13 protein-coding genes and 1 tRNA gene are annotated in these 11484 nt (G+C 59.7%); 3 read left to right on the top strand and 11 right to left on the bottom strand.

What is annotated here, in order from left to right:
• Window positions 1-2: 2 nt before the first annotated feature.
• Window positions 3-79 (bottom strand) — tRNA-Pro (locus FVE67_RS05610).
• A gap of 73 nt (window positions 80-152) precedes the next feature.
• Here FVE67_RS05610 and FVE67_RS05605 point away from each other — a divergent pair.
• From FVE67_RS05605 to FVE67_RS05595, 3 genes are read left to right on the top strand one after another with little or no spacing between them, the layout of a single operon-like run.
• On the top strand, window positions 153-1301 hold the full coding sequence (locus FVE67_RS05605; protein ID WP_168719658.1) for a YihY/virulence factor BrkB family protein: 1149 nt from the start codon (window positions 153-155) through the stop codon (window positions 1299-1301).
• Window positions 1301-2233 (top strand): PP-loop family protein, encoded by a 933-nt coding sequence (locus tag FVE67_RS05600; RefSeq protein WP_168719657.1) that lies wholly within the window; start codon window positions 1301-1303, stop codon window positions 2231-2233. The genes FVE67_RS05605 and FVE67_RS05600 overlap by 1 nt, the downstream gene beginning before the upstream one ends.
• A complete protein-coding gene (locus FVE67_RS05595) occupies window positions 2220-2621 on the top strand; it encodes a hypothetical protein (protein ID WP_168719656.1) in 402 nt (133 codons plus the stop codon). The genes FVE67_RS05600 and FVE67_RS05595 overlap by 14 nt, the downstream gene beginning before the upstream one ends.
• On the opposite strand, the gene FVE67_RS05590 is transcribed toward FVE67_RS05595, so the two are convergent.
• The 10 genes from FVE67_RS05590 to FVE67_RS05545 form a co-directional block, all read right to left on the bottom strand.
• The gene (locus FVE67_RS05590; protein ID WP_168719655.1) at window positions 2618-4204 is read right to left on the bottom strand and encodes a peptide-binding protein; all 1587 of its coding nucleotides are present in this window, start codon (window positions 4202-4204) and stop codon (window positions 2618-2620) included. The two genes, FVE67_RS05595 and FVE67_RS05590, sit on opposite strands and share 4 nt — an antisense overlap.
• Entirely contained in the window at window positions 4197-4760 is a 564-nt protein-coding gene (thpR, locus tag FVE67_RS05585) for an RNA 2',3'-cyclic phosphodiesterase (RefSeq protein WP_168719654.1), read from the bottom strand. The genes FVE67_RS05590 and thpR overlap by 8 nt, the downstream gene beginning before the upstream one ends.
• Window positions 4757-5038: a type II toxin-antitoxin system VapC family toxin gene (locus FVE67_RS05580; RefSeq protein WP_168719653.1), complete on the bottom strand. Its 282-nt coding sequence runs from the start codon at window positions 5036-5038 to the stop codon at window positions 4757-4759. Before FVE67_RS05580 ends, thpR begins: the two co-directional genes overlap by 4 nt.
• A gap of 95 nt (window positions 5039-5133) precedes the next feature.
• Entirely contained in the window at window positions 5134-5397 is a 264-nt protein-coding gene (locus FVE67_RS05575; RefSeq protein ID WP_168719652.1) for an AbrB/MazE/SpoVT family DNA-binding domain-containing protein, read from the bottom strand.
• A 2-nt stretch (window positions 5398-5399) separates the two neighbouring features.
• Complete coding sequence (locus FVE67_RS05570) at window positions 5400-6668, bottom strand: CinA family nicotinamide mononucleotide deamidase-related protein (RefSeq protein WP_168719651.1); 1269 nt, start codon at window positions 6666-6668, stop codon at window positions 5400-5402.
• Window positions 6669-6711: 43 nt separating this feature from the next.
• Window positions 6712-8736 carry an excinuclease ABC subunit UvrB gene (gene uvrB / locus FVE67_RS05565; RefSeq protein ID WP_168719650.1) on the bottom strand — a complete coding sequence of 675 codons (2025 nt, stop codon included), beginning with the start codon at window positions 8734-8736 and terminating at the stop codon, window positions 6712-6714.
• 3 nt (window positions 8737-8739) lie between these two features.
• Window positions 8740-9303: a Uma2 family endonuclease gene (locus FVE67_RS05560; RefSeq protein ID WP_168719649.1), complete on the bottom strand. Its 564-nt coding sequence runs from the start codon at window positions 9301-9303 to the stop codon at window positions 8740-8742.
• 20 nt (window positions 9304-9323) lie between these two features.
• Window positions 9324-10505, bottom strand: a complete 1182-nt coding sequence (gene larC, locus FVE67_RS05555; RefSeq protein ID WP_168719648.1) for a nickel pincer cofactor biosynthesis protein LarC — start codon at window positions 10503-10505, stop codon at window positions 9324-9326.
• Entirely contained in the window at window positions 10502-11074 is a 573-nt protein-coding gene (locus FVE67_RS05550; protein ID WP_168719647.1) for a TVP38/TMEM64 family protein, read from the bottom strand. Before FVE67_RS05550 ends, larC begins: the two co-directional genes overlap by 4 nt.
• A 24-nt stretch (window positions 11075-11098) precedes the next feature.
• A complete protein-coding gene (locus FVE67_RS05545) occupies window positions 11099-11464 on the bottom strand; it encodes a hypothetical protein (protein ID WP_168719646.1) in 366 nt (121 codons plus the stop codon).
• Window positions 11465-11484 lie beyond the last annotated feature (20 nt).

Below are 11484 nucleotides of genomic sequence, written 5' to 3'. Positions count from 1 at the left end.
AATGGTCGGGACGGGCGGATTTGAACCGCCGACCCCCCACACCCCAAGCGGGTGCGCTGCCAGGCTGCGCTACGTCCCGAAGCTGCGACAAACCTATATCCACTTCCCGGCGTCTTGTCAAGATAAGCCGGGAATCTTATGATTAGTTTTTCATGTGGCGCTTTATCTTCTGGAAAACGGTTTGGCAACGCTTTTCCGAAGATCGAGCTCTCACCGAGGCCCAGGCCCTGACCTATACCACCCTCTTTTCCCTCATCCCCCTTCTGGCCCTGGCCTTTGCCGTGGCCCGGCTTTTCATTCAGGCCGAAGACCTCATCGCCCGCTCCGAGGAACTCCTTTCCCGCTTCCTCAACCCTGCGGCCATCGATACCGTGCAACAGACCCTTTTTAACCTCCTGGAGAAGGCCCAGCGGGCCCCTCTGGGTAAGGCCAGCATGCTCATCTTCCTCACCATGATCGTGGGGCTTCTTATGCAAACCGAGGGGGTGCTCAACCGCATCTTTCGGGTGACCAGGCCCCGGAGCATTCCCCAAAAGATCACCGCCTACTGGATGATTCTCACTCTGGGTCCGGTGCTCATGATCCTGCCCCCGGCGGCCTCCTTTTATCTAGCCCACTTTTCCCACCAAAGACTGGCTACCTGGCTCCTTAAGATCCTTTATGTCCTTACGGTCTGCCTCTTTTTTTCCGGACTTTACTTTTATCTTCCCAATCGCCGGGTCAAGCTAGCGGCCACCCTTTTCGGCGGAGCGGTAGCCGGTTTTCTTTGGCTCACCGCAGCCTATCTTTATACCTTTTACACGGCCAAGGCCGTGGCCTATTCCAAGCTCTACGGATCGCTTTCCGCCCTGCCCTTTTTCCTGCTCTGGCTTTTCATCTCCTGGGCTATCACCCTCTTTGGGGCGGAAGCGGCGGCGGTCTACGAGGAAAAAGAATGGCTGGGCAACGGCTATCGGCTCCCGCGGGAGGTAGTGGCTGTAGCCCTGGCCCTGGAACTGGCCCAGGCCTGCGAGACCGGCCAGGCCCCTTTGCCTCTTGCGGATCTGGCCCGGAACCTCCGGATCTCTCCCGGAGAGGTGGAGGAGGTAGTGGAGGCCCTGGAGGCCCGGGGGCTCCTGGTGCGCACGGAAGAGGGGCTCCTTCTTACCTGTAGCCCGCAAAAGCTCTCCCTGCGGGAGATCGTTTCCCCGGTGGCTGGGGCCCTACCGGAAAGCCCCCCGGAGCCCGCGAACTTGCGCCGGGCCTATCTTCTTTTTAAAGAAAGGGAAAAAATTCTAGAGAAGACCCTGGCGGAGGCGTGATGGCCCGCTGCCGTCTCTGCCGTAATCAAGGACAGAGGACCCCGGCCGAAATCTATCTCCCGGCCCACCGTCTTCCCCTTTGCCGGGAGCACTTTCTCTCCTGGTTCGAGCGGTATCTCGACCGTACCATCCGGTCTTTTAAGATGTTCACCCGGGGCCAGCGGATCCTCGTGGCCGTCTCCGGGGGCAAGGACAGTCTCTCCCTCTGGCAGGCCCTGACCTCTCTGGGATACGAGGCCGACGGGGTCTTTATCTATCTGGGGATCGAGGAAAACTCCTTTTCTCTTCTTTCCCGGCGAGCGGCGGAGGCCATGGCCGAACGCCTGGGGCGCCCCCTGCATATTATCGATATGCCCCGGGAGTTGGGCTTCAGCGTCCCGGACCTCCGCCGCAAGACCCGCAAGACCTGCTCCCTCTGTGGTACGGTCAAGCGCCAGTATCTCAACCAGATCGCCAAGCGCCTGGGCTATGAGGTCATCGTCACCGGACACAACCTGGACGACGAGGCCTCCTCCCTCCTGGGAAACCTCCTTAACTGGAATCTTAAGTACTTGGCCCGCAAGTATCCGGTGCTCCCGGCCGAGCGGGGTTTCGTGCGCAAGGCCAAACCCCTCTGTCGCCATAGTGTCCGGGAAATCCGCCTCTATGCCGAAATCCGCAAGCTCCCCTATCTGGCCGAAAGCTGCCCCCTTTCCGAGGAGGCCACCCGCCCCTTTTACGCGCAACTCCTGGACGAACTAGAAGAAAAGGCCCCGGGGACCAAGCTCCGCTTTTACCTGGACTATCTGCGCAAGGCCTATCCCCTTTTCGCCGGGCACCGGGAAGAATTTATGGATCGGGAGCTTATCACCTGCGAGCGCTGCGGAGAACCTGCGGTCTCCAGTCCCTGTCTCCTTTGCCGCCTGAAGGAGGAATATGGTGCGCGTGCCTAAGCGCTATCTTCCCTTTGTGGCCGGCGGACTCTGGCTTGCCGTAGGGCTGGGGCTCGCGGTTCGGGGCCTCCTTTGGTGGCGCCCCTGGCACTCCCCCGGGGCGGAACTGGCCCTGGTGGCTCTGCTTCCGGTGGCCTTCCTCTTCGCCTCCCGGGTCCTTTTCCGGGTAGCCCGGCGCAACCTGGCCTACATAGCCACCCTTCCGGAACGGGTCACTTTCTGGGCCTTCCAGCCCCGGCGAAGCTGGCTTCTTATGGGAGGGATGATCCTCCTCGGGATCACCCTGCGCCGTTCCCCTCTTCCCCGAGACCTCCTGGGGGTTCTTTACTTTCTCATGGGAACGGCCCTGATCCTTACCGGGCCGCGTTTCTGGCTCTCCGGTCTCTAAGGGACCAGATACTTCTGGGCCCCCTTGGGTACCCACCAGCGCTCAAGGTTATAGGAGATGCCTATCGGGGCGGGCTTTATGCCCCGGAAGCGCTTGTGGATACAGGGGAGGGCCATGGGGACGTAAAGAAAGGTATAGGGCTGGTCTTCGGCCAGGATTTCCTGGAAACGGTCGTAGATTTCTTTCCGCTTGCGCCGATCAAAGGTCCGGCGCCCCTCCTCCAGCAACCGGTCCACCTCCGGGTTGGCGTAGGAGATGAAATTGAGCCCCGGGGGTTTAATCTTGCTCGAGTGCCAGACGTCGTAAAGGTCAGGCTCCGGGCCGGTAGTCCAGCCCAGGATCACGGCCTCGAAACGCCGCTTGTCAATAAAATCATGGATAAAGGCCGTCCACTCCACGGTGCGGATATGGACCCGGATGCCGATCTGGGAAAGACGCCGCTGGATGATCTGGGCGGCCAGGAGACGGGAAAGATTCCCCTGGTTGGTGAGGATGGTGAACTCAAAGGGCCGACCTTTTTTGTCGAGCACCCCGTCACCATCCGTATCCCGCCATCCGGCCTCGGCCAGGAGCTCCCGGGCCTTCTGGGGATCATAAGGATAGCGGCGCACATTAGGATTGTACCAGTAAGTGTCGGGTTTATAGGGGCCGGTGGCCGGAACCCCCAGTCCGAAAAGGACCCCGTCCACGATCTCCTGCTTGTCGATGGCATAGGAGAGGGCCTGGCGCACCCGTCGATCCCGAAAAAGGGGATGGCGCAGGTTGTATCCCAGGTAGGTGTAGGAGAAGGCCAGATACTTATACTTGCGAAAGCGGGCCCGAAAGGCCGGAGAGTTGGTCTCGCGGGCATATTGAAGGGGGGTGAGGTTCATCCAGTCCAGGCCCCCGGCCTTGAGCTCCATAAACATGGTGGCCGGATCCGGGATGACCCGAAAGACGATCCAGTTAAGATAGGGGCGGCCGGCAAAGTAGTCCGGGTTGGCCTCCAGGACGATCTTCTCCTGGCTGCGCCATTCCTTGAAACGGAAGGGACCGGTGCCTACGGGATGGCGGCCGAAGTCCGTGCGGGTGAGGTCTTTGCCTTCCAGGAGATGTTTGGGTAGAACCACCAGGTTGCCCCAGGAGGAAAGGGCCGGGGCAAAGGGCCGCCGGTAATGGACCCGGAAGGTGTAGCGGTCCACCACTTCGGCCCGGTCCACCTCCAGGAAGTCCCCGGCATAGGCCGTAGGGGTATGGGGATCGGTAATGAGTTTGAAGCCGAACATCACGTCCTCGGCGGTAAACTCCACCCCGTCGTGCCACTTTACCCCTCGGCGGAGATGAAAAGTGATGGTGCGGCCGTCCAGAGAGATCTCGTAGTCCTGGGCGAGATCCCCTACGAGGTTTAGATAGGGGTCATATTTCACCAGACCGTTAAAGATGAGACCGGCCACCTCGTGGCTTGCAGCGTCCGTGGCCAGCATGGGGATCAGGGTGCTCGCGTCCCCGATGGTCCCGATGACCACGGCGTCCCCATAGTCCTGGGCCCGGAGCGGAGGCGCCAGAAAGAAAAAAAGGAGTATCCCCAGGAGGATTTTACGCATTCCCTAGGGGCACCTCTTTGAGTACGGAATAAAGGGCCCCCTCGGGGTGGAGTTTACTCTGATAAAAGGTGAGGTGATCCAGACGGAATCTTCCCGGGGGGACCCGGATTTCTGCCGCCCGCGCGCGCAGTTCCCGGCTTCGGCGGCCGTCTTTGACCCTTCCCAGGGTGATATGGGGGTGAAAAGGACGTTTTTCCGGAGGAAAACCCAGCTTGGCAAAGGCCCGGGAAAGGCGTCTTTCCATCTCTAGGAGAGGCTCAAGTTCTCCGGAAAGGCCCACCCAGACCACCCGGGGCGGCCCGCTCTCCGGGAAAAAGCCCAGCCCTTCCAGAACCAACTCGAAGGGACGGAACTCCTGCAGGACCCTTTCCGCGGCCCGCACCAGGGCCGGAAGCTTCTCCTCAGGGATGTTTCCAAAGAACTTGAGAGTCAGGTGAAAGCCCTCCGGACGGACCCAGCGCACCCCGGAAGTTTCGGCAGCAAGACGTCCTTGAATCTCGCGCAGGATCTCTTTTAAGTCTTCAGGAAGACTGACGGCCAAAAAACAGCGGATCATGGGATCCAGATAAGCTCCAACCCATTGACTTTTTTGAATTCAGGATCCCCGGCGAGCACTGGAGCCTCCATTTCTAGCGCCAAAGCGGCACAGAAGGCATCAGCATAAGACAACGGGTAAACTGCCTTAATCTCCGCAGCTAGTTTTATTCTTTTCCAGGTGGGAGAGATAAACTTTAGGGGCAATTGGTCTCTTTTATTCCAAAGGGTGTAGGCTTCTTCCCTAAATCCTTTCTTGATGAGCATATAGAAGGCTTCTCCAAAATTGATAGTGCTCATAAAAACCGAAATATTTTCCAAATATTATTCAATTCTTTCGCAGCCTGGTTCTTCAAGAAGCCATTTCATGAGAGCATATGTATCCAAAATAATCCTCATTTGCAAAACTCGCGTTTTCTTTCTTCCGCACGATCCGTTAAAAACTCTCTGGTAGAATATTTTCCCTTAAGAAGCCCGCGAAGAGATTTCCAATTTTTTAAATTCTTCGATTTGCTGAGCAGTTTTAGCTTAATTAGCTCTCCTTCCAGTTCCATTTCCAAAAGATCTCCCTTCTTTAACCCCAGCCTTTCACGAACCTCACGTGGGATTACTATTTGCCCCTTGGAGCTAAGAGAGACAATCTCTTTTAGTGATCTCATAGCTATTCCCTCGCAAAGCGATAGTGGGGAAAGAGGTTTCCCGTAAGGAGATAACGGCGCAACCAGTCAAGGAGGGTGTAGGCCGCAAGGGTCTGGATTTCGTGCCGCGTGCCCGGAAAAAGGAAATGCCGGGCCACGGTCTCCGTAGGGGTAGAAAGCCCCATCCACACGGTCCCCACGGGTTTTTCCGGACTTCCGCCTCCGGGACCGGCGATCCCGGTCACCGAAAGGCCGTAAGTGGCCCCGAACCTCCGGCGCACTCCCTCGGCCATGGCCCGGGCCACCTCCCGCGAGACCGCTCCAAAGAGTCGTAAAAAGCGCTCTGGCACCCCCAGAATTTCCTTTTTGGCCTGGTTGGCATAGGTCACGGCCCCGCCCAAAAAGTAGTCGGAAGATCCGGGAATGCGCGTGACCAGCGAGGAAGCCAGACCTCCGGTACAGGATTCGGCCAGAGAAAGGGTTTGGCTTCGCTCCCGGAGGAGTTTCCCCAAGGCCGCAGGTAATTCTTCTTCGTCCTCCCCGAAAAGATGTTCCGGAAAGCGGCCCCTGAGAAATTCCACCAGAGAGAAGACCCTCTTGCGGGCCTCTTCCAGGTTTTTGGCCCGCGAGATCAAGGTCACCCGTACCTCCGGAAAGACCGGGTAAAATCCTACCTCCACCCCGGAAAGATCCCTTTCCCGCACCGCCTGATTGATCTCCGCCTCCCGGAGATCGAAAAAGCGCAGGGTACGCACAAAGACTTCCTCTTCCGGAGGAAAGGCCTCAAGCAGTATGGGGAGGGCCCGGTCCACCAGAAGACGCTGAAACTGTTCGGGGATCCCAGGGAGGAAAAAGAGGAGCTTTCCCTGGTGACGCAGGAAAAAACCGGCCACCGAAAGATCTCGCGAGAGGGGCTCCGCCCCTTCCGGAAGATAGGCCATTTTGTCCCGCAGAGGATTTTCGGCAAGCCCCTGGGCCTTTTCGTTCTCCCGGATGCGGACGAGGATGCCCTGGTGAAGGCGCAGGGGAAGCCCCAGGGCCCGGGCCGCGGCCTCCACCGTGAGATCGTCCTCGGTAGGCCCCAGGCCTCCGCTCACTACCAGAAAATCCACCTCTCGGAGGAGTCGCTGGAGGTGATAGGCGATGACCTCCTTTTCATCGCCCACGCTTACCATTTCCAGGATACGATAGCCATAGGAGGAGAGGATCCGGGCGGCCTCAAAACTGGTGGTGTTCAACACCCGCCCGGAGACCAACTCATCCCCTACCGCAACCAAGGCCCCTCTGACCATCCTTTCTAAGTTATCACAGAAAGGTTTAAAAATAAAAAGCCCTCTACTGCCACTCCAAAAGGCGCTGGCGCAGGGCGAAGAGACGATCGCGCAGGGCTGCGGCCCTCTCAAATTCGAGATTCCTGGCCGCCTTTTTCATCTCCCGCTCCAGGCGCCGGATCTCTGCCCGGAGTTCCTCCAGGCTTTCAAATTTCTCCTCCTCTTCCACCTCAAGGAGTTTGGGAAGATCCACGTAGTCGGCTTCCGCGATTCGGGCCAGGGTATCCTCCACCTTCTTGTGGATGGTCTGGGGAGTAATTCCGTGCCGGCGGTTGTATTCTTCCTGAAGGCGCCGCCGGCGTTCGGTCTCCTCTATGGCCCTCCGCATGGAAGGGGTAACCTGGTCCGCATAAAGGATGACCGTGCCGTTTACATTTCGGGCCGCACGCCCCATCATCTGAATAAGCGCCCGCTCGGAACGCAAAAAACCCTCCTTGTCCGCATCCAGAATGGCCACCAAGGAGACCTCCGGGATATCCAGCCCCTCCCGCAGGAGATTGATCCCTACCAGGACGTCGAAGACCCCCTTGCGCAGGTCGCGGATGATCCGGGCCCGCTCCAGGGTCTTGATATCCGAGTGGAGATACTTCACCCGGATCCCCAGGTCCGCATAGTATTCCGTAAGCTCCTCGGCCATACGCTTGGTAAGGGTGCAGACCAGGACCCGCTCGCCCCGAGCCACCCGTTTACGGATCTCCGAAAGGAGATCGTCCACCTGATTTTGGGCCGGGCGCACCTCCACCTTGGGGTCCAGGAGCCCCGTGGGTCTTATGATCTGCTCCACCACCCGCCCCCCGGCCTTTTCCAGCTCGTAAGGTCCCGGAGTGGCCGAAACATAGATGACCTGATGGACCCGGGCCTCAAATTCCTCGAAGGTGAGCGGCCGGTTGTCCAAGGCCGAGGGAAGGCGGAAGCCATACTCCACCAGGGTCTCCTTCCGGGAGCGATCCCCTCGGTACATCCCGGCCAACTGGGGGATGGTGATGTGGCTTTCATCGATAAAGATCAGGAAGTCGTCGGGGAAATAGTCAAGCAGGGTGTAGGGGGGCTCCCCCGGACGCCGGCCGTCTAGGTAACGGCTGTAATTTTCGATTCCATGACAATAGCCCATCTCCTCGAGCATTTCGAGATCGTAGAGGGTACGCTTTTTGAGGCGTTCGGCGTAAAGGTGCTGGCCTCGCTCCTCAAACCAGCGCACGCGCTCCTCAAGCTCCTTGCGGATCTCCTCGATGGCCCGGCGCAGGCGATCCTCCCCGGTAACGTAATGGGTGGCCGGAAAGATCACCGTCTCCCGCAAACGCCCCAGGACCTTTCCCCGAAAGGGATCGATAACCTTAAGGGCCTCTACCTCGTCTCCGAAAAGTTCGATCCTCAGGGCGCGTTTTTCCTCGCTGGCCGGAAAGACCTCGATCACATCCCCACGCACCCGGAAGGTCCCGCGCCGAAAATCATAGTCGTTTCTTTCGTAATGCATGGTGACCAGGCGCCGGAGGAGCTGATCCCGGCTTACCGTGTCTCCCACCCGGAGATAGAGGTGAAACCGGGCGTATTCCTCCGGAGAACCCAGACCGTAAATGCAGGAAACACTGGCCACCACAATGACGTCCCGCCGGGAAAGGACGGCGGAGGTGGCCGCATGCCGCAAGCGGTCGATGAGATCGTTGATGGAGGCGTCTTTTTCGATGTAGGTGTCGGTGGCCGGAATATAGGCCTCCGGCTGGTAATAATCGTAGTAGGAGACAAAATACTCCACGGCGTTTTCCGGAAAAAACCGCCGGAATTCATTGTAGAGTTGGGCCGCAAGGGTCTTATTCGGGGCGATGACCAGGGTGGGGCGGTTGACCCGGGCGATAACATTGGCCATGGTGAAGGTCTTCCCGGAGCCGGTGACCCCTAAAAGGACCTGATGCTTGACCCCGGAGAGGACCCCCTCTACCAGGCGTTCTATGGCCTGGGGTTGGTCTCCGGTGGGCTCGAAATCGGCCACCAGCTTAAATTTTTCTTCCCGAGGGCGGGGACCGTAAAACATGGCTTAGCGGGAAACCACCGCAAAAAGGCGCGCAAAGTCGAAGGAAATTCGGCAGGGGCCGAGGTCAAAGGTGAAGCTTTCCTTTTGAAAGGTCCCCCGGGCCCGAAAACGCCCCCCTTTGTTTTCGAAAATTTCAGCCTCTAGCCGCTCCGGGTCCACCATCACATAGTATTTTACCCCCACTTCCTCATAGAGGCGGAACTTAAGGACTCGATCCTTTTCCAGAGTGGAGGGGGAAAGGACTTCAAAGATCAGGACCGGAGGCTCGGAAAGATAGTCCTCCTCCGGAAGGTCTCCACAGACCACCAGGTTGTCCGGCTGGACCACGGTGTCCTCGGAGATCTTCCAATCTACGGGAAGAAGGGCCACACATTCCGGACAGGCGGCCCTTTCCAGGGCTTCGTCCAGGAGACGAGCGATCCGGCTGCTCAGGAGCTGATGCCGGGGCCGCGGTATAGGGGCCATGGCATAGGGCACCCCGCCAATAAGTTCCCAGCGCCCCTCCCAATGCCGATAGTCCTCGTAGGTGTAATGGGGAAGCACTTTTAAGCGTCCCTTTTCGCCCATGGAACCCCTGCGTAAAAAATTCAGTCTCTTTCCCATTTTAATCCTGAAATTCGGGACTGCACCGCCTCCCGTATTTCCCGCAGGGAAAGCCCCGTCTTCTGGGAGAGGGTCCGCAGGTCTTCAAACTCGGGCTTGACCTTGAGTTTTCCCGAAGGGCTTCGGGCCAACTTCACCCGCACCGGGCCCCAAGGGGTCTCCACCGTACGGGTCTGGCGCAAAAGGACCCGGCGCTCAAGGCGCCTCAGCCGCACCCCCAGGGTCACGGTCTCCTCCAAGAGGAGGCGGGCCAGCTCTTCGGCCGCTTCCGGGGGGGCCAGGACCTCAAGTTTCAGCCCGGGGCGGCCTTTTTTCATGGTCCGTGGAAGAAAACCCACATCCAAGGCCCCGGCGGAAAGGAGCCTTTCGGCCACCTGGGCCAGGGTCTCCGGAGTTTCGTCGTCGAGATCGGTGACTATCTCCACCACTTCCTCGGAAAAGACCTCTCCCGGAGGTCGCCCCACGAGAAGCCTCAGGAGGTTGGGGCGGGTGGCCAGAGGGAAAGTCCCCGCCCCGGACCCCACCGCTTCTATTTCCATGGGCGGGGGCGGACCAAAGCCCCGGGCCAGAACCCTTACCAGGGCCGCCCCGGTGGGGGTTACGGTTTCAAACTTCTCGGGCACCCCGTAGACCGGAACCCCCTTCAGGATCTCCAGCGTGGCCGGGGCCGGATGAGGCAGCCTCCCGTGGGCGGTCTCAAGAAGGCCGGAGCCCAGGGGGAGGGCCGAAACGTAGAGTTCGGCGATCCCCAGACGCTCAAGCCCCCAAAGCACTCCCAGGACATCCCCCAGGGTATCCCAGGCCGAAAGCTCGTGAAGATTTACCTCCTCGGGAGTCCTTCCGTGGACCCGGGCCTCGGCCTCAAAGATTAGCCGAAAGATCTTGCGGGCCGCCGAAAGGATCCTCGGGGCAAGCCCAAGACCTTCGAGAAGGGCGAGAAAGTCCGAAAGGCGGGTGGGGAGATTCCCGGGGGCGGTGGCCGAAAGCTCGACCCTTAGGGCCGAAATTCCCGAGACCGAAACCGTTCTTGTCTCAAGGCGGAGCCCCCCCGGAAGCTCGGAGAGAAAGCGCGCCAGCTCCTCCTCTGGAAGCCCTGCCGAAAGGAGGGCGGCCAGGAACATGTCTCCGGCTACCCCGCCTACCGCCTGAAGCCAGGCCCGCTTCATTCCCCCTCCAGGCGTCTTTTTAGGATCAAAAAACCGCAAAGGGCCAGCCCCACGGCAAGCCCCACCCAGAAGAGCCGCCGCCAGTCGGCCCGATAGAGGGCGTCCCCCTGGAAGGTGAGGGCCAGAGTGGCCGGGGCCCGGCCCAGGAGCATTACCGGAAAGAAAAGCCGAAAGGGAAAGGGGAGAAGCCCCAGAGCGTAGCACAGATAGTCCTTGGGGAGGCCCGGAAATAAAAAGAGGAGAAAGGCCGCCGTGGGCCCGTGTCTTCGGGTAAAACGGACCGTTCGCTGGTAAAAGGGCCTTTCCCGGAAGTGGGCTTCAAGGGATCTTTCGAAGAGGCGGGCCAGACCAAAGGCCGCACTTGAGCCCAGAGCCAGTCCGGACATGGCCAGGAAAAAACCCTCCCAGGGGCCAAAGAGATAGCCGGCCAGAAAACCGGTGACCTCTCCCGGGAGCGGAGCCAGGACCACCTGCAGGGCCTGGAGGGCCACAAAGGCCAGAGGCGCCAGAGCCCCCTGGGCCTCCACGAAGGCCCGCAGAGCTTCCCGGTTTTCCCAGAGGGACCACAAATTAAAAATACGGACTCCCTCGGACTAATTCTTCCTCGAGGATACTCCAATTTTAAATACCGGGCAGGGCCCTTGTGGGGGCCAGTGGCGCATCACCGGATCGGAAAAGTCCCGGTGGCAGGGAAGGCAGAGTCCCACCCGGAGGATGCGCCGGATTTCGGTTCCGTTGAAGGCCCGCACCCCCGGCCGGAAGTTAACCAGGGCCTTTCCGGAAAGGGTCACCACCTGGGAGAGCCCGTGCTCTATTCCTAGGAGTTCGGCCGGGGCCTCTGCCGGGGTGAAACGCCAGCCCCCTTTATAGGTCAGGCTTCCATACCCCAGGCCCAGGGCCTTGGGGTCGGCGTGACAGTCTTCGCAGGAGCGGGCCTGGCCCGTGCTGTGGGGATACATGTGGGACCAGGTGATGCGCC

It is taken from the genome of Thermosulfurimonas marina (assembly GCF_012317585.1).
GTDB classification, from domain to species: Bacteria; Desulfobacterota; Thermodesulfobacteria; order Thermodesulfobacteriales; family Thermodesulfobacteriaceae; genus Thermosulfurimonas_A; species Thermosulfurimonas_A marina.
The sequence above is the reverse complement of the archived record's forward strand: the minus strand, read 5'-3'. Positions and strand labels throughout refer to the sequence as shown.

What these genes read in the sequence shown, in the direction of transcription:
- FVE67_RS05605 (WP_168719658.1), top strand. Translation starts at nt 153, where the DNA reads ATGTGGCGCTTTATCTTCTGGAAAACGGTTTGGCAACGCTTTTCCGAA.
- FVE67_RS05600 (WP_168719657.1), top strand. Translation starts at nt 1,301, where the DNA reads ATGGCCCGCTGCCGTCTCTGCCGTAATCAAGGACAGAGGACCCCGGCC.
- FVE67_RS05590 (WP_168719655.1), bottom strand. Translation starts at nt 4,204, where the DNA reads ATGCGTAAAATCCTCCTGGGGATACTCCTTTTTTTCTTTCTGGCGCCT.
- thpR (WP_168719654.1), bottom strand. Translation starts at nt 4,760, where the DNA reads ATGATCCGCTGTTTTTTGGCCGTCAGTCTTCCTGAAGACTTAAAAGAG.
- FVE67_RS05580 (WP_168719653.1), bottom strand. Translation starts at nt 5,038, where the DNA reads ATGAGCACTATCAATTTTGGAGAAGCCTTCTATATGCTCATCAAGAAA.
- FVE67_RS05575 (WP_168719652.1), bottom strand. Translation starts at nt 5,397, where the DNA reads ATGAGATCACTAAAAGAGATTGTCTCTCTTAGCTCCAAGGGGCAAATA.
- FVE67_RS05570 (WP_168719651.1), bottom strand. Translation starts at nt 6,668, where the DNA reads ATGGTCAGAGGGGCCTTGGTTGCGGTAGGGGATGAGTTGGTCTCCGGG.
- uvrB (WP_168719650.1), bottom strand. Translation starts at nt 8,736, where the DNA reads ATGTTTTACGGTCCCCGCCCTCGGGAAGAAAAATTTAAGCTGGTGGCC.
- FVE67_RS05560 (WP_168719649.1), bottom strand. Translation starts at nt 9,303, where the DNA reads ATGGGCGAAAAGGGACGCTTAAAAGTGCTTCCCCATTACACCTACGAG.
- larC (WP_168719648.1), bottom strand. Translation starts at nt 10,505, where the DNA reads ATGAAGCGGGCCTGGCTTCAGGCGGTAGGCGGGGTAGCCGGAGACATG.
- FVE67_RS05545 (WP_168719646.1), bottom strand. Translation starts at nt 11,464, where the DNA reads ATGTATCCCCACAGCACGGGCCAGGCCCGCTCCTGCGAAGACTGTCAC.